This window comes from uncultured Pseudomonas sp. (genome assembly GCF_913774235.1).
Lineage (GTDB): Bacteria > Pseudomonadota > Gammaproteobacteria > Pseudomonadales > Pseudomonadaceae > Chryseomonas.
Map to the genome: position 1 here is coordinate 388,014 of NZ_CAJYDW010000016.1, position 16,805 is coordinate 404,818.

Consider the following 16,805-nt stretch of genomic DNA (forward strand, 5'->3'; position numbering starts at 1 on the left):
GGCTCCTCGTCAGTTCAGCTGCTGGTCGACTTCCTTGAGCAGGGCCGCGATCTCGCCCCGGCGACCCTGGTCGGCCAGTTCGCGACCGGGACGCGGCGCCGCCTGCTGGGCCTTGAGTAGCGCGGCCTTGGCTTCAGCGTAGCGCTTCTGGCGATACAGGTGGTCGCCCCAGAAGTATAGGGTATCGATGCCGTTGGGGTTGCGGGCGAGGGCCTGCTGCAACAGCCGGTCCGCCTCGCTGGCGTCGCCGAAGGCGATGGGCCAGCCGGGGACCCGGTCGTAGAGCGCGGCGAGACTGGTGTAGGCCGACCCCTGCAGGGCGTTGGGATCGAGCTTGAGCGCCTGCTCCAGATCGGTCCGGGCTTCCTTGACCTTGCCGAGGGCGCCGAGGCCACCCTGGGCGCCGGCCCAGCTGCTGAGCACGATGCCCTGCCAGATCCAGGCGGGCGCCGACTGGGGTTCGGCCTGGGTGAAGGCGCGGGCCTGGCCGGCCAGTTGTTCGAAGGCGGCGGTCTTCTCGCCGGCCGGCAGGCGGTACTGGATCTCGGCCCAGCGCTGCTGGATCTGCGCCAGTCGCTGGGCATCCTCGGCCAGGGCGAAGGGGCTGGCGAGCAGCGCGGCGAGCAGCAGGCCGAGGGCCTGGCGGGGGGATTTCATGGACGTTTCTCCGGGACGAGGGGGGTATCGGTGAAGCGCTGGATGACCGGCAACTGGCGGCGCAGGGCGCGATCCACCAGGCCGGGCAGCAGGCCGTTGAGGCGCACGAAGAGCTTTTCCGGCCAGCCCAGGTAGAGCTCCTGGCGGTCCTCGACCAGGGCGCGGATCACCGCGCCGGCGACCACGGCGGGTTCGTCCACTGGACTCTTGAGCGCCTGGTTCAGGGCCATGGCGGCTGGGCTGTTCATCGCCGTGCGAGTGGCGCGCGGGGCGACATAGAGCACCCGGATGCGGGTATCGGCCAATTCGCGGCGCAGGGCCTGGGTGAAGCCGCGCAAGGCGAACTTGCTGGCGCAGTAGGGCGCATAGCCCGGATAGCCGATGGAGCCCAGCGTGGAGCCGATGTGGGCGACCACCGCGCGTGGCTGGCGCCGCAGCAGCGGCAACAGCAGGCGGGTCAACTGGATGGCCGCGCCGATGTTGACCGCCAGCATGGCATCGATGGCGTCTTCGTCGAGGGCTTCGAGCAGGGCGAACCTGTTGCTGCCGGCCGCGTTGAGCAACACGTTGACGCCCTGGCCGCGGCTGGCTTCGGCCAGGACCGCCTGGCGGTCGGGACGCTGGGTGAGGTCGGCATCGAACAGGCGCAACCGGGCGCCGAAGCGCTCGACTAGCGGCTGCAGGGCCCTCGTGTCACGCGCCACTGCCAGGACCTGGGCACCGCCGGCGCAGAGTTGTTCCACCAGCGGCAGGCCGATGCCGCCACTGGCGCCGGTGAGCAGGATGCGGCAATCAGGCAGCTGCATGGCGCTGCTCCGGTTGCTGACCGGCCCCCGGCAGGTTGCGGAACATGTCGGCATAGAGGCGATAGACCACCTTGGCGACGTGGATCACCGCGGCCTGGTCGGCCGGGTCGTCCAGGCGATCCATCAACTGACGGTAGGTCGCCATGTGTTCCTGGTCGAGGCTGCCGTGGGAGTCCAGGTAGCTGAAGGCGGTGGCCGGCAGGCCCAGGCCACTGCGGATGGCGCCGGCGGCCTGGGTGGCCAGGGCGATGCTGGTGCCTTCGAGTACGTTGACCATGCCGAACAGCCCGACCGGGTTGTCGCGGGCGATGAAGTCGTAGAGGTAGGCGACCATCAACTCGATGGGCAGGTCGGGGCGGCCGGTACGCACCGCCTCGGCGTCGCCGCCGCAGGCCGTGATGTCGTTGAGGATCCAGCGGTCGTGGCCGTATTCCTCTTCGATGTATTCGCAGACCGCGCCGCGCAGCCATTCCAGGCGTGCCGGCAGCCGGGCGCCGCAGGCCATCATCAGCGGTGCGGTGTGGCGCACGTGGTGAAAGGCCTGACCGAGGAAGGCGATGTAGCTCTCCAGTACGACGTCACCGCTCAGGGCGGCGCGGATGATGGGCACCTGGAACAGCGCCTGGCGTTCCGCGGCGGTTTCGGCTTGCAGGGTGGCGAAGAAACTCATGGGTGTACCTCCAGAAGGTCCGAGAGCAGGGCCGCGTACTGTGCCTGGATGGCGTCGCGGCGTAGGCGTCCGGTCGCGGTGAGCAGGCCGTTGGCGGGGGTGAAGGGTTCGGTGAGGCGCTGCCAGGCGCCGATGCGGGCGTAGTCCGGCAGGTGCTGGTTCAACTGCGCGACGAAGGCGGCCAGTTCGGCGTCGCTGGTGCCCGCTTGGCGCGGCCAGAGCAGCGCGGCCAGGTGGCGGGCGCCCTCGCCCTGGACATAGGCCTGGGCGATGGGGCCACTCTGGGTAAGTTCGGCCTCGATCCAGCCCGGGTCGACGTTGCGGCCGGAGGCCAGGCTGAATTGATGCTTCTTGCGCCCGCGCAGATACAGATAGCCGTCGGCGTCGAAGTAGCCGAGGTCGCCGGTGGCGATCTCGTCGGTGGCGCTGTCGGGCTGGCCCAGATAGCCGGCGAAGTCGGCTCCCCCGACCAGTACTTCGCCATCGGCGGCCAGGCGTAGACGGACATGGGGCAGGGGTTGGCCGACGCTGCCCAGACGGGTCGCGCCAGGACGGTTCAGGGCCACCACCGAGGCGCATTCGGACAGGCCGTAGCCCTGGAATATCGGCAGATCGAGGGCGGCAGCGCGCATCTGCAGCGCTTCGCTCAGCGGCGCCCCGCCGACGGCGGCGAAGCTCAGCTCGTCCAGCCGCAGCAGACCGCGCTCAGCCAGTTCCACCAGCCCCTGCAGCAGTTGCGGCATGAGGATCAGACTGTGCGGCTGGCGCTGTTGCAGGCAACCGGCCAGACGCGCCCAGTCGATACCGACCGAGCCGCTGATACCCTGGTCGGCGCCGTCCAGGACCAGTACCTCGGCACCGGCCAGCAGGGCGGCGTAGACGCCGAGATTCTCCAGCAGAATGCCCAGGGATAGCAGCACCTGGTGACGCTGCGGCGCCAGGGCGCGGCTGGCGCCCTCCAGGCTGGCAGCCACCCGCAGCAGGGCGGCGGCCCTGAGGCAGACGCCCTTGGGCGTGCCGGTGGTACCGGAGGTATAGGTGAGCTTGGCGGTATGGGCCGGCAGCGCGGTGCGCTCGACGCTGGGCCGGCGCCAGGCGCCGTCGGCCTCGGTGAAACCGGCGGCGAGCCACTCCGCGCTGCGTTCGGCGCGGCCTAGCAGGAAGTCGGCGCCGCTGTCCCTCAGCACGTGGGCGCGCTGCTCGGCGCTGAAGAAATCCGGCAGCAGCACGCAGGGAATGCCGGCGCGCAGGGCGGCCAGATCCCAGCCCAGCAGCTCCGGGCCATTGGGCAGATCCAGCACCAGCCGCTGCACCTCGCGCTCGCGCAGCCAGGCGGCGCGGGCCAGGCTTTCCTGTAGCAACCGGGCGTAGCTCCAGGTCTCGCGACTGCCGCGCAGTGCCGGCCGGGCAGGCTGCCAGGCGTAGCGTTCCAGAACGGCGAAGAAGTGGGCGATGGGATTGGCTTCAGGCGACATGGCTGTCCTCCGCGGCGAGGGTGGCAAGACCCAGGCGAGCGAAGATGCCGCCCTGCAGCAACTGGCGGTAACCCTGCTGGATGTCACCGGCGCAGACCTGGGGATCGTTGGCGTAATAGGAGCCCCAGCGCTCGCGCTCGGCGCCCAGCCGGGCGGGATCGGCCGCGGCGAGGATCTGCGGCGCCAGGCCCAGGCGGTGGAAGCTGTTGATCAGCCGCGTCGCCCCGGTGAAGGTCACCCAGCGCAGCCCGCTGCGGGCCAGCAGCCAGGTGGTGACGACGATCAGCAGGCGCGCCTGGCCGGCGCTGAGGGCGGCGAGATTGCCCACTTCCACCACTTCGCCGCGGGCGATGGGCTGGCCGAGCACGACCGCCAGGCAGGCCTCCACCGGCTGGTCCAGGTAGGTCTCCAGGAATAGGGTCTGGTCCTGGGCCAGGCGCAGGCCCACCGCCGCCTGCAGGCGCTGGTCGCCAGCGCGCAGGGTCAGCAGATAGGGCAGGAAGTGGGCGATACGGGCGCCGTGCTCCAGGGCGAAGCGACCGGCGATGAAGGCCTCGGTAGCCGGGCGGGCGGGGTCGTCGTGGGGTTCCAGCCGAGCCAGCAGCTCAGTGTCGCGGTCGGCCAGGGTGAAGCTCGCAGGGGATTGCCAGGTGACGTCGAACATCGCGACCACTCCGGGGGAATACGAGTCGCAGTCTTGGCGGGCAAGCTGAAGGCAATCTGAAGTGGTGCTTCATCGCAGCTTCAGCTTGGCCAACTAGCGTCGGGGCCTGTTTCCCCAGCGGAGCCCTGTCATGTTCGAAGAAGAATCCCTCGCGCCGAGTCCCGACGAGTCCGCCGACAGTCACTGGCCGCTGGTCAAGATCCTCGCCGGTATCCTGGCCGGTGCCCTCATTGGCGGTGTCGGCTTGCCGCTGCTGGATGCCACGCGCGGTGCCTGGGATGGCGCCACCCTGCTGGTGACCGGCGTGCTGGCCTGGGGCTTTGCTCTGCTGGTGACCCTTTGCGTGCGCTAGCTCGCTTCGCTCGCCGCGGGTAGCCTCAGGCGGAAGACGGCGCCCTCGACGCCGTTGGCGACGGTCAGGGTGCCGCCCTGGGCCTGGACGATGGCCGAGGACACCGCCAGCCCCAGACCAAGGCCTTCGCCGACTGGCTTGGTGGTGAAGAAAGGATCGAACACCTGCCCCAGGTGTTCCTCGGCGATGCCACCGCCGTTGTCCGCCACCTCCAGCTGCCAGCTATCGCCGTCGCGCTCCAGGCTGACCGTGACCCGCGGCGCCGGTCGTTCGGCCACCGCGTCCAGGGCATTGCGCAGCAGATTGACCAGCACCTGCTCCAGGCGGATCGGATCGCCCAGCAGCCAGGCCGGGCGCGGTAGCTCCAGCACCAGTTCAGCGTTCACCTCGCTACGGCGCGCTTCCAGCAACTCCAGCGCCTGGTCCACCACCAGCGCCAGGTCGACCCTTTCGCGCAGGCCGGCGGGGGTCTTGCGCGCATAGGTCTTGAGATGGCCGGTGAGGCCGCTCATGCGGGTGAGCAGGCCATCGAGACGTTCCAGGGCGGCGCGAGCCTCGTCCAGTCGGCCGTGGTCCAGCAACAGGCGCAGACTGGCCAGGTGCATGCGCTGGGCGGTGAGTGGCTGGTTGAGTTCATGCACCAGGGCCGCCGACATCTGCCCCAGGGCGGCCAGCTTGGCGGCCTGCACCAGACCATCCTGGGCGGTGCGCAATTCGGCGGTGCGGGCTTCCACCAACTGCTCCAGCTCCAGGCGGCTGCGCTGGCGCAGGCGTTGCAGTCGGCGCCGTTGCGCCCAGAGGAGGCCGGCGCAGACCAGCAACAGCCAGATGCAGACGGCGGCCAGCGCCGCGCCCGGGCCGCCGCCCTGCAGGTCCCGGGTAGGCCGGAGCAGGTGCAGGGTCCAGCCTTCGCTGGGCAGCGGCAGGCTATCCCAGAGGTAGTCGGCGCTGCCTTCGGGGGCCTGGATGTGGGCCACTTGGCGCTGCTCGCCGAGCACCAGCTCCTGACGATAGGGCAGGGGCTGCAGGGTGCGCCGGTCGTACTGGCGGGTGGTGGCCAGTTCGGCGCGATCGGCCGGGGTCAGCTCGCGCAGCAGGCGATAGCGCCAGGCCGGGCGATTGGCGGCAAAGACCACGCCGCGGGCATCGCTCACCAGCAGCACCTCGGGGTGCTCGCCCCAGCGCGCCTCTATGGCGGGGAATTCCAGCTTGACCACCACCGCGCCGAGAAAGCGCCCCTGGGCGTCCAGCACGGCGTGGGAGAGGAAATAGCCGGGAATGCCGGTAGTGACCCCCACGGCATAGAAGCGTCCGCTGCCGCCGGCCAGGGTCTCGCGGAAATAGGGCCGGAAGCCGTAATTGTGGCCAACATAGCTGGTGGGCAGCCGCCAGTTGCTGGCGCCGATGGCCAGGCCGGTGCGATCCAGCAGTTCCAGGGTCGAGGATTGCGCCGCCGTGTTCAGGCGCTCCAGCTTGAGATTCAGGCGTTCGGTGGCGGCAGCAGTGGGCGGGTTGGTAAGGACAGCGATCAGCTCGGGGTCCTGGGCCAGCACCGCCGGCAGGGCGCGAAAGCGGTCGATCAGGGTCTGCAGGCCGCTGGCGTGCAGGCGCAACTGCTCCTGGCCGAGCAGGCTGGCTTCGGCCAGGGTCGCCTGTTCGGCGCGGCGCCAGGCCTGGCTGCCGAGCAGCAGGCTGCCGATCAGGGCGAGCAGCAGGACCGGCAGCAGGCGCAGGGCAGGGGGCATGGGGCGAGACCGTGGCAGGAATGGCCGGACGATAGCACGGCCATGGGGCGCTGACTCAGGCGGAGGCAGCGGCGCGCCGGGCGATCTGCTCGGGCTGGAAATGGCAGGTGAAGCAGCTGCCCTCGCCGGGCACGCTGTGGATGTCCAGACCGCCGCGGTGGCGGATCAGCACGTGCTTGACGATGGCCAGACCCAGGCCGGTGCCGCCGGTGCTGGAGGCGCGGCTGGCATCGATGCGATAGAAGCGCTCGGTGAGCCGCGGCAGGTGGCGGGCGTCGATGCCGGGACCGGTGTCCTGCACGGCGACGTGGGCGCCCTCGGCATCCTGCCAGGCCCGCACCCGCACCTCGCCACCCTCGGGGCTGTACTTGACCGCGTTGAACACCAGGTTGGAGAAACAGCTGCGCAACTCGGTCTCGCTGCCCAGGAGTGCCAGGCCCGGCGCGCATTCCAGACTCAGCCGATGACCGACGGCGCCGGACAGCGCCCGGCCATCCTGCAGGATGGAGCCCAGCAGCGGCTCCAGGGCCACCGGGCGGTTGTCGGCGGGATAGTCGGTGGCTTCCAGGCGCGCCAGCAGCAGCAGGTCGTCGATGGTGTGCTGCATGCGTCCGGCCTGCTGCTGCATCTGCCCCAGGGCGCGCCGCCAGCGCGGGGTGGCGTGCTCGGCGTTGTCCAGCAGGGTTTCCAGGTAGCCGGTGATCACCGTCAGCGGGGTGCGCAGTTCGTGGGAGACGTTGGCGACGAAATCCTTGCGCATCTGCTCCAACTGGTGGACGCGGGTCACGTCGCGCACCAGCAGCAGGCGATCACCCTCACCGAAGCGGGTGACCAGGATGTGCAGGTACTGATCGTCATTGAGCGGCGAGGCCAGTTCCAGGGGCTCGCCGTAGTCGCCGCTGACGAAGTAGTCGGCGAAGCGCGGGTGGCGGACCAGGTTGGTGATGGGTTGGCCCAGATCCTGCGGCTGGCGCAGGCCCAGCAGGGTTTCCGCGGCGCGATTCCACCACTCCAGGTTGCCGTGGCGATCCACCAGGATGATGGCGTCGCGCAGGGCCTCGGTGGAGGCCTGGGCGCGCCCGATCACGGCGAGCAATTCCTCGCGCTGGCGCTGTTCGTGGCGCTGGCGGCGGTAGAGGCGATCCAGCACATCACCCCACAGCCCCTCGGCTTCCGGCGGCGCACCGGGCGTCTCGTTCAAGAGCCAGGCATGCAGGCGCAGGAGGTGCCTCAGGGTGATCGCCAGGTAGACCGCCAGTCCCAGCGCCACCGCCAGGCCGACATGGCCGAAGGGCCAGCCGGCCAGGGCGCAGCCGCCGACCACGATCGACAGCTGGGTGGCCAAGCGGGAGCGCCAGTTGATGTTCACGGCGGCGGTGGCCTGCGCGGTCAGAGTTTGGTGGAGAAGCGATACCCGGTGCCGCGCACCGTCTGTACCAGGTTTTCGTAGGTCTCGCCGAGGGCCTTGCGCAGGCGGCGGATGTGCACGTCGACAGTGCGCTCCTCGACGTAGACGTTGCCGCCCCACACCTGGTCGAGCAACTGGCCGCGGGTGTAGGCGCGCTCCTGGTGGGTCATGAAGAACTGCAGCAGGCGGTACTCGGTGGGGCCCATCTCGGCCGGTGCGCCGTCGATGGTCACCCGGTGGCTGACCGGGTCCAGCACCAGGCCGTTGACCTCCAGCGGACCGTCGTTCTCCAGGTGCCCGGTGCGGCGCAGCACGGCTTTCAGGCGCGCTACCAGCTCGCGGGGCGAGAAGGGCTTGGTGATGTAGTCGTCGGCGCCGGTTTCCAGGCCCTGGACCTTGTTGTCCTCGTCGCCCTTGGCGGTGAGCATGATGATGGGGATGGCATCGGTCAGCTCGTCGCGCTTGAGGCGGCGGGCCAGCTCCAGGCCGGAGGTGCCGGGCAGCATCCAGTCGAGCAGGATGAGATCGGGCTTGCGATCGACGATCAGGGCATGGGCGTCCTTGCTGTTGTCCGCCTCCAGGCATTCATAGCCTGCCATTTCCAAGGCCACGGCGATCATCTCGCGAATGGGGGCCTCATCGTCGACGATCAGGATGGATTTACCCGTCATGGAGCGCTCTGCCTCTCGAGTCCTTGCAATGTGCCGTGCATTAGATAGCGCCAATATTGCAGCTATGTGACAAGGCTGTCATATCTACTTTTAGTCCCACCATATGGGATGATGTATCACATATTGAGATTTGCTGATGAGGCTTCTAGAGTGAAGGCCATGAACGATAAGAATTCCAACAAGGGCGAAGCGCCCAGCGGGGCCCAGGCACTGTTTCGCGGCCTGGCGGTGCTCGACGCCGTGGCCGCTGGCGCCGACAGCCTGGCGCAGGTCGGTGCCGCCATTGGCTGCACCCGCAGCACCACCCATCGCCTGGTCGCTGCCCTGACCCAGGCCGGCTATCTGCGCAGCGATGGCGGGCGGCTGATCCTCGGCAGCCATCTCATCGCCCTCGGCTACCAGGCCCGTGAGCAACTGCCGCTGACCACTGTCGCCCGGCCCCATCTGCAACGCCTGGCGCAGCTCTGCGGCGACACCGTGCACCTGGGCGTGCGCGAAGGCGGCGACGTCCTCTATCTCGACAAGCTGCCCGGCAGCCGTGGCCTGGAGATGAGATCCCGCGTCGGGCTGCGCATGCCGTTGGCGCTGACCGGGGTCGGCAAGGCGCTGATGCTCGATCTCGCTGAGGGCGAGTGGGAGGCCCTCTACGGCGAAGGCGTGGCGCGGCGTGCCGGGCAGCCCGGCTTGCGCGAGGACTTCCTGCCCTGGCCGGATTATCACGCGCGGCTGCGCACCTACGCCGCCGAGGGCTATGCCCTGGACCTGGAAGAGAACGAGCTGGGCATTCGCTGCGTGGCCGCGCCCATCCGCGGCGCCGACGGTGCCATCGTCGCGGCGTTGAGCGTGGCCAGTGCCATCCCCTATATGCCCGAGGCGCGGCTGCACGAGTTGCAGCCCGAGGTCAGTGCCTGCGCTCGGGCCATTTCCCGCGAACTCGGCTGGAGTCCCGCATGACCGCCACCCCGCACCTCATCGGCCTCGACTGGGGCACCTCGTCCCTGCGGGCCCAACTGCTCGACGCCCAGGGCGCCGTGCTGGACACCCGCAGCCGGCCCTGGGGCATCATGCACGTGCCCGACGGCGACTTCGCCGCTGCCTATCGCACCCTGGTGGGCGACTGGCGCGAAGCCCAGCCGGACTTGCCCGCCATCGCCTGCGGCATGGTCGGCAGCCGCGGTGGCTGGCGTGAGGTGCCCTATGCCGATTGTCCGGCGGATGTGCATAGCCTGGCTGCCGGCCTGTTACGCCTGGACACGGGTTGCGGCGAGCTGCACCTGGTCCCCGGGGTGATGCAGCGCGGTGATCTGCCCAACGTCCTGCGCGGCGAAGAGACCCAGGTGTTCGGCGCCCTCGAACTGGAGCCGGACCTGGCCGCCGAGGCCCTGCTGGTCTTGCCCGGCACCCACAGCAAGTGGGTGCGGGTGCGCGACGGGCGTCTGACCGACTTCGCTACCTATATGACCGGCGAGTTGTTCGCCGTCCTGCGCGAACATTCCATCCTCGGGCGCCCGGCCGCCGAGGCCGGTGCCGACGCCAGTGCCGAAGCCTTCCGCCTGGGACTCACCACGGCGCGCGATGCCGGTGCCGAGGGCCTGTTCGGCCGCCTCTTTACCGCTCGCAGCCGGGTGCTGGCCGGCGAGCTGGCGGCGGCGCACAGCCTCGACTACCTCTCCGGCCTGCTGATCGGCGAAGAGCTGCGCAGCCAGGTCGCCGCCCTCGCGGGCAAGCCCTGCCCACCCCTGGTGCTGATCGGCGACGCGGCGCTCTGCCAACGCTATCGCGACGCCCTGGCGCTGTTCGATATCCACCAGGTCCGCCTGCTGGAGCAGGCCACCCGGGCCGGGCTCTGGCGCCTGGCCCAGGCTGCCGGCCTGCTGCCCACCTCTGGAGGCTCCCATGCTTGATACCTATCTCAAGGACCTGCCGCTGATCGCCATCCTGCGCGGCGTCACCCCCGACGAGATCGTCCCGGTCGGTCGCGCCCTGTACGACGCCGGCTTTCGCGTCATCGAGATCCCGCTCAATTCGCCGCAGCCCTACGAGAGCATTCGCCGGCTGACCGCCGAACTGGGCGAAGACTGCCTGATCGGCGCCGGTACCGTGCTCACCGAGGCCCAGGTGGCCGAGGTGGCCGCCGCCGGCGGCCGCCTGATCGTCTCGCCCAACGCCAACCTGGCGGTGATCCGCGCCAGCAAGGCCGCCGGCCTGGTCAGCGCGCCCGGCGTCGCCACTCCCTCGGAGGGCTTCGCTGCTCTCGAGGCTGGTGCCGACAGCCTCAAGCTGTTTCCCGCCGAGCAACTCGGCCCGGCGGTGGTCAAGGCCTGGCGGGCGGTCTTCCCGAAAGAGCTGGCGCTCCTGCCGGTGGGCGGCATCACCCCGGACAACATGGGCCCCTACGTAGCGGCCGGCGCCAACGGCTTCGGCCTCGGCTCGGCGCTGTACAAGCCAGGCCTGACCGCCGCCCAGGTGAGTGCCAATGCCCAGGCCTTCGCGGCGGGATGGCGGGCGGTAAAGAACGCTTAAAGCTCGCGGTCATGGACCGCTCCTACAACTACATGGTGCCCTGTAGGAGCGGCCCATGGCCGCGATCCCTCGATCCAACAATTAAAATCGAGACTCCACACCATGAAGATCACCAAACTCACCACCTACGTCGTCCCGCCGCGCTGGTGCTTCCTCAAGATCGAGACCGACGAAGGCATCCACGGCTGGGGCGAACCCGTGCTGGAAGGCCGTGCCCACAGCGTGGCGGCGGCGGTCGAGGAACTGGCCGACTACTTGATCGGCAAGGACCCGCGCAACATCGAAGACCACTGGACGGTGCTCTACCGCGGCGGCTTCTATCGTGGCGGCGGCATCCACATGAGCGCCCTGGCCGGCATCGACCAGGCGCTGTGGGACATCAAGGGCAAGGCTCTGGGCGTGCCGGTACACGAACTGCTCGGCGGCCAGGTGCGCGAGAGCATCCGCGTCTATTCCTGGATCGGCGGCGACCGCCCGGCCGAGACCGCGGCCCAGGCCCTGGAGCGCCAGGCCAAGGGCTTCACCGCGATCAAGATGAACGCCAGCGAAGAGATGCAATTCGTCGACACCTACGACAAGGTCGACCAGGTGATCGCCAACGTCGCCGCCATCCGCGACGCCTGCGGACCGCACTTCGGCATCGGCGTGGACTTCCACGGCCGGGTGCACAAGCCCATGGCCAAGGTGCTGGTCAAGGAGCTGGAGCAGTTCCGCCTGATGTTCATCGAGGAGCCGGTGCTCAGCGAGCACCACGAGGCGCTCAAGGAAATCGCCCTGATGAGCAACACGCCCATCGCCCTGGGCGAGAGGCTGTACTCGCGCTGGGACTTCAAGCGCATCCTCCAGGAAGGCTACGTCGACATCCTGCAGCCCGATCCGTCCCATGCCGGCGGCATCACCGAGACGCGCAAGATCGCCAACATGGCCGAGGCCTACGACGTCGCCATCGCCCTGCATTGCCCGCTCGGCCCCATCGCCCTGGCGGTCAACCTGCAACTGGACGCCAATTGCTACAACGCCTTCATCCAGGAGCAGAGCCTGGGCATCCACTACAACCAGGGCAACGACCTGCTGGACTACATCAAGAATCCCGAGGTGTTCGACTACGGCGACGGCCACGTGAAGATCCCCCAGGGACCGGGGCTCGGCGTCGAGGTCAACGAGGAATTCGTCAAGGAACGCGCCGCCATCGGCCATCGCTGGCGCAACCCGGTGTGGCGGCACAAGGACGGCAGTTTCGCTGAATGGTGAGAGACGCCCTCACCCCAACCCTCTCCCGAGGGGAGAGGGGGCAAGAGCAGGGGCGCGGAGTTTCGCTCTCGTTCGGACCATCCCCTCTCCCTTTGGGAGAGGGCCAGGGTGAGGGAAAGCCGGACCACCGTCGCTGACCCCTCACCCCCAACCCTCTCCCAGGGGGAGAGGGGGCAAAAGCAGGAGCGCCGATCTCGACCTCCGCACCGACCATCCCCTCTCCCTCCGGGAGAGGGCTAGGGTGAGGGCCGCCCCAGCAGCCTGACCCCAGACATCGACAACGCTCGCCACAACGCCAACTACAGGACCCGAGCCATGCCCACTCCCACCCACGCCTCCCCGGCGGCGGCCACGGCCGCGCCGACCCTGGCCAAGCCCAGCCGGGCCCGCTTCTTCATCATGGTGCTGCTGTTCGTCACCGTGGTGATCAACTACCTCGACCGCAGCAACCTCTCCATCGCCGCGCCGCACCTGGCCCAGGATCTGGGCATCGAGCCGGTGCACATGGGTCTGATCCTCTCGGCCTTCGGCTGGACCTACGCCGCCATGCAGATCCCCGGCGGCTGGCTGGTGGACAAGGTGGCCCCGCGCATCCTCTATCCGGTGGCCATCGCGCTCTGGTCGCTGGCCACCATCGGCCTGGGCTTCGTTGGCAGCTTCATCGGCCTGATCGTCCTGCGCCTCGCCGTGGGTGCCCTGGAGGCGCCGGCCTATCCGATCAACAACCGGGTGGTCACCACCTGGTTTCCCGAGCGCGAGCGGGCCACCGCCATCGGCTTCTACACCTCCGGCCAGTTCGTCGGCCTGGCCTTTCTCACCCCGGTGCTGATCTACCTGCAGCAGACCTTCGGCTGGCACATGGTCTTCGTCGTCACCGGCGGCGTCGGCATCCTCTGGGCGGCCATCTGGTACCTGGTCTATCGCGAACCCAAGGACTTCCGCGGCGCCAATGCCGCCGAGGTCGCGCTGATCCAGCAGGGCGGTGGCCTGGTCGACCTGGAACAGAAGAATCGCAGTCGCGCCGCCTTCCAGTGGCGTGACCTCTGGAGCGTGCTCAACAAGCGCAAGCTCTGGGGCATCTACATCGGCCAGTTCTGCCTCAACTCCACCCTCTGGTTCTTCCTGACCTGGTTCCCCACCTACCTGGTGAAATACCGCGGGATGGACTTCATCAAGGCCGGCTTCCTCGCCTCGCTGCCGTTCCTCGCCGCCTTTCTCGGGGTGATCTGCTCGGGCCTGCTGTCGGACTGGCTGATCCGTCGCGGCGCCTCCGTGGGCCTGGCGCGCAAGCTGCCGATCATCGGTGGCCTGCTGATCTCCACCAGCATCGTCGGCGCCAACTTCGTCGATTCGCCCGCGCTGATCATCGCCTGCCTGGCGCTGGCCTTCTTTGGCAACGGCCTGGCCTCCATCACCTGGTCGATGGTCTCGGCCATGGCGCCGGAACGGCTGATCGGCCTCACCGGCGGGATGTTCAACTTCATCGGCAACCTCTCGGCCATCTGCGTACCCATCGTCATCGGCTTCCTGGTCAAGGACGGCAGCTTCGCCCCGGCCATCGCCTTCATCGGCGTGACCGCGCTGATCGGTGCCCTCTGCTATGGCCTGGTGGTGGGCAAGGTGGAACGTCTGCCCGAATAAGGGCGACTAAAGCAGCGCCTTCCGTCCTGGTTGCGAAGGCGCTCTGCCACCGGCCGTGCCGGACCTATAACGACAACAAAGGAGTCTCCTCATGCCACTCGCCCGTCGCACCTTTCTTGGCGTATCCCTGGCTGCCTCGGCCGGTCTGGTCGCCAGCCGCGCCCTGGCCGAAGACAAGTTCGGTCTCACCCGCAACTGGGAGGGCAAGCCGCCCATCGTCATGCCCGATCCGGCCTGGGAGATCCACGATCCGGCCTTCAAGGGCCGCCTGGGCAATGCCTTCGTCGAACGCCTCTGGTCGGGCGGTCTGTGGACCGAAGGCCCGGTGTGGATGGCCGACTGGCGCTGCCTGCTGTTCAGCGACATCCCGAATGCCCGGGTGATGCGCTGGAGCGCCGACGACGGCCACGTCAGCGTCTATGACGACCAGTCCCACAACGCCAACGGCCACACCCGCGATCGCGAGGGCCGACTGATCAGCTGTGAGCACGACAGCCGCCGCGTGACCCGCCGCGAGTTGAACGGCAGCGTCACGGTGCTGCTCGACCGCTTCGACGGCAAGCCGCTGAACGCTCCCAACGACGTGGTGGTCGGTGCCGACGGCGCCATCTGGTTCACCGATCCGGGCTACGGCATCCTCGGCGCCTACGAAGGCCACAAGGCCGACTTCGAGCTGCCCACCAACGTCTATCGCCTCGATCCCCAAGGCAAGGCCACGGTGGCGGCGGGCGACTTCGGTCGCCCCAACGGCCTGGCCTTCGCCCCCGATGGCAAGCGGCTCTACATCAGCGACACCGCCGGCGGCGGCAATCCCGGCAAGCCCAATCATGTCCGGGCCTTCACCCTGAAGGACGACGGCACCCTCAGCGGCGGCGAGGTGCTGATCGACGCCAAGGAGCAGGGCGTGATCGACGGCTTCCGCGTCGACAGCGACGGCAACCTCTGGTGTAGCTGGGCCGGCTCCGCCGAGCAGAACAGCGTGCGGGTCTTCACGCCAAGCGGCCAGCCCCTGGCTACCCTGCACCTGCCGGAAACCGTCTCCAACGTCGAATTCGGTGGCCCCAAGCGCAATCGCCTGTTCATCACCGGCGGCGGTTCGCTCTATGCCACCTATGTGAACGCCCAGCCCGCACGGCTCTGGTAAGGGCTTCTTACCGGCCGAACCAAGGGTCGTTGGACAGGTCTGTAACAAACGGATACGGAACGACCCGCGACAACAAGATCGCCCACAAGGCGAGCGAGGAGCCTCTGCCATGAGCAACACCACTACCCACGCCGACGGTCACGTCACCGAGAAGGCCCAGCCGAAAGCCATCTTCGCCTGCCTGATGGCGGCCCTGGCCGGCCTCATGTTCGGCCTCGACATTGGCGTCATCTCCGGCGCCACCAAGTTCATCCAGCAGGAATTCCAGATCTCCGACCAGGTGATCGAATGGATCGTCTCCAGCATGATGGCCGGCGCCGCCCTGGGCGCTCTCGGCGCGGGGTCGCTTTCGGCCAAGCTGGGGCGCAAGAAGTCGCTGATGCTGGGCGCCATCCTGTTCGTCGTCGGCTCGGTCCTGTGCGGCCTGGCCACCTCGCCGACCATGCTGATCTTCGCCCGCTTCCTGCTCGGCCTGGCGATCGGCATCGCCTCCTTCACCGCGCCGCTGTACCTGGCCGAGGTCGCCCCGGAAAACATCCGCGGCTCGATGATCTCGCTGTACCAGCTGATGATCACCGCGGGCATCCTGATCGCCTTCCTCTCCAACACCGCCTTCAGCTACTACGAGGCCTGGCGCTGGATGCTCGGCATCATCGCCATCCCCGGGGTGCTGTTCCTGATCGGCGTCTTCGCCCTGCCGGACAGCCCGCGCTGGCTGATCATGGCCGGGCGCAAGCAGGAGGCCATCCAGGTGCTGCACAAGCTGCGCGGTGACGAAAAGGTCATCCAGCAGGAAGTCCAGGAGATCGAAGAGCAGCTCAAGGTCCCGCAAAAGGGCTGGTCGCTGTTCAAGGAAAACCCCAACTTCCGCCGCTCGGTGGGTCTGGGTGTGCTCTTACAGGTGGTACAGCAGTTCACCGGCATGAATGTGGTGATGTACTACGCGCCGCGCATCTTCGAAGGCATGGGCTACGATACCGCCGCCCAGATGTGGTTCACCGCCGCGGTCGGCCTGACCAACGTGCTGGCCACCTTCATCGCCATCTTCCTGGTCGATAAATGGGGTCGCAAACCCATCCTCTATACCGGTTTCGTGGTCATGGCTGTGGGCCTGGGCGTGGTCGGTACCATGCTCGGCATGGGCAACCTGAGCCACGGCCAGCAGACCTTCACTGTGGTCATGCTGCTGATCTTCATCGTCGGCTTCGCCATGTCTGCCGGTCCGCTGATCTGGACCCTGTGCTCGGAAGTCCAACCCCTCAAGGGCCGCGACTTCGGCATCGGCTGCTCCACCTTCACCAACTGGATCGCCAACATGATCGTCGGCGCCACCTTCCTGACCATGCTGGGCACCTTGGGCCAGGGCACCACCTTCTGGATCTATGCTGGATTGAATGTGGTGTTCATCTTCCTGGTGTTCCTGCTGGTGCCGGAAACCAAGGGCGTCACCCTGGAGCGCATCGAGCGCAACCTGATGCAGGGCAAGCGCCTGCGCGACCTGGGTCAGTAAGGGACAGCGGGAAACGCAAACGCCCGGCACTGCCGGGCGTTTGCGTCTGTGTTGGCCATTCGAGGGGTGCTCCACCCGGATGGCGCTTTTGTGATGGTGGACGCAAACTCCGGCGAAAGCCTTGTCCTAGAGCAGTTCCTGCGGCATTTTCCAGCACCTGCAGTTACCGATAGGGAGATCGGTCATGTCTGGAAAACCCGCGGCGCGCCTGGGTGACGCCGTCACCTGCCCCAAGTGCGGTACCTCGGCCCTGGTCCAGGGCTCGTCAAACGTCTTCTTCGACGGCCT

The 16,805-nt window shown here is 68.3% G+C and carries 17 protein-coding genes; 9 read left to right on the top strand and 8 right to left on the bottom strand.

The window, feature by feature from the left end:
* Positions 1-9: 9 nt before the first annotated feature.
* The 5 genes from QZ471_RS16990 to QZ471_RS17010 are packed head-to-tail and all read right to left on the bottom strand — an operon-like array spanning position 10 to position 4,272.
* Positions 10-657, bottom strand: a complete 648-nt coding sequence (locus QZ471_RS16990; RefSeq protein WP_295465918.1) for a hypothetical protein — start codon at positions 655-657, stop codon at positions 10-12.
* Positions 654-1,463, bottom strand: coding sequence for an SDR family oxidoreductase (locus tag QZ471_RS16995; protein WP_295465920.1), 810 nt, complete (start codon positions 1,461-1,463; stop codon positions 654-656). Before QZ471_RS16995 ends, QZ471_RS16990 begins: the two co-directional genes overlap by 4 nt.
* Positions 1,450-2,133, bottom strand: coding sequence for an iron-containing redox enzyme family protein (locus QZ471_RS17000; RefSeq protein WP_295465922.1), 684 nt, complete (start codon positions 2,131-2,133; stop codon positions 1,450-1,452). The genes QZ471_RS16995 and QZ471_RS17000 overlap by 14 nt, the downstream gene beginning before the upstream one ends.
* Positions 2,130-3,608, bottom strand: coding sequence for an AMP-binding protein (locus tag QZ471_RS17005; RefSeq protein ID WP_295465923.1), 1,479 nt, complete (start codon positions 3,606-3,608; stop codon positions 2,130-2,132). Before QZ471_RS17005 ends, QZ471_RS17000 begins: the two co-directional genes overlap by 4 nt.
* Entirely contained in the window at positions 3,598-4,272 is a 675-nt protein-coding gene (locus QZ471_RS17010; protein ID WP_295465925.1) for a thermostable hemolysin, read from the bottom strand. Before QZ471_RS17010 ends, QZ471_RS17005 begins: the two co-directional genes overlap by 11 nt.
* Positions 4,273-4,402: 130 nt before the next feature.
* Here QZ471_RS17010 and QZ471_RS17015 point away from each other — a divergent pair, with 130 nt between their 5' ends.
* The gene (locus tag QZ471_RS17015; protein WP_295465927.1) at positions 4,403-4,624 is read left to right on the top strand and encodes a hypothetical protein; all 222 of its coding nucleotides are present in this window, start codon (positions 4,403-4,405) and stop codon (positions 4,622-4,624) included.
* On the opposite strand, the gene QZ471_RS17020 is transcribed toward QZ471_RS17015, so the two are convergent.
* Genes QZ471_RS17020 through phoB form a run of 3 tightly spaced genes read right to left on the bottom strand, consistent with a single transcriptional unit; the run spans position 4,621 to position 8,448 of the window.
* Positions 4,621-6,369, bottom strand: coding sequence for an ATP-binding protein (locus tag QZ471_RS17020; RefSeq protein WP_295465928.1), 1,749 nt, complete (start codon positions 6,367-6,369; stop codon positions 4,621-4,623). The two genes, QZ471_RS17015 and QZ471_RS17020, sit on opposite strands and share 4 nt — an antisense overlap.
* 55 nt (positions 6,370-6,424) lie before the next feature.
* Entirely contained in the window at positions 6,425-7,738 is a 1,314-nt protein-coding gene (gene phoR, locus QZ471_RS17025; RefSeq protein WP_295465930.1) for a phosphate regulon sensor histidine kinase PhoR, read from the bottom strand.
* Between the two features lie 20 nt (positions 7,739-7,758).
* Positions 7,759-8,448: a phosphate regulon transcriptional regulator PhoB gene (gene phoB, locus QZ471_RS17030; RefSeq protein WP_295465932.1), complete on the bottom strand. Its 690-nt coding sequence runs from the start codon at positions 8,446-8,448 to the stop codon at positions 7,759-7,761.
* A gap of 159 nt (positions 8,449-8,607) precedes the next feature.
* Here phoB and QZ471_RS17035 point away from each other — a divergent pair, with 159 nt between their 5' ends.
* From QZ471_RS17035 to QZ471_RS17070, 8 genes are all read left to right on the top strand, one after another.
* A complete protein-coding gene (locus QZ471_RS17035) occupies positions 8,608-9,402 on the top strand; it encodes an IclR family transcriptional regulator (protein ID WP_295465934.1) in 795 nt (264 codons plus the stop codon).
* Positions 9,399-10,352, top strand: coding sequence for a 2-dehydro-3-deoxygalactonokinase (locus QZ471_RS17040; protein ID WP_295465936.1), 954 nt, complete (start codon positions 9,399-9,401; stop codon positions 10,350-10,352). The genes QZ471_RS17035 and QZ471_RS17040 overlap by 4 nt, the downstream gene beginning before the upstream one ends.
* Positions 10,345-10,971 (top strand): 2-dehydro-3-deoxy-6-phosphogalactonate aldolase, encoded by a 627-nt coding sequence (locus QZ471_RS17045; RefSeq protein WP_295465938.1) that lies wholly within the window; start codon positions 10,345-10,347, stop codon positions 10,969-10,971. Before QZ471_RS17040 ends, QZ471_RS17045 begins: the two co-directional genes overlap by 8 nt.
* 102 nt (positions 10,972-11,073) lie before the next feature.
* Positions 11,074-12,222, top strand: a complete 1,149-nt coding sequence (gene dgoD / locus QZ471_RS17050; RefSeq protein WP_145011302.1) for a galactonate dehydratase — start codon at positions 11,074-11,076, stop codon at positions 12,220-12,222.
* A 315-nt stretch (positions 12,223-12,537) separates the two neighbouring features.
* Positions 12,538-13,863, top strand: a complete 1,326-nt coding sequence (locus tag QZ471_RS17055; RefSeq protein ID WP_295465941.1) for an MFS transporter — start codon at positions 12,538-12,540, stop codon at positions 13,861-13,863.
* Positions 13,864-13,954: 91 nt separating this feature from the next.
* Positions 13,955-15,007 (top strand): SMP-30/gluconolactonase/LRE family protein, encoded by a 1,053-nt coding sequence (locus QZ471_RS17060; protein WP_295465943.1) that lies wholly within the window; start codon positions 13,955-13,957, stop codon positions 15,005-15,007.
* Positions 15,008-15,116: 109 nt separating this feature from the next.
* Positions 15,117-16,517, top strand: coding sequence for a sugar porter family MFS transporter (locus QZ471_RS17065; protein ID WP_295465944.1), 1,401 nt, complete (start codon positions 15,117-15,119; stop codon positions 16,515-16,517).
* Positions 16,518-16,701: 184 nt separating this feature from the next.
* Positions 16,702-16,805: PAAR domain-containing protein (locus QZ471_RS17070; RefSeq protein ID WP_295460307.1), on the top strand; the 104-nt coding region annotated here is incomplete at its 3' end.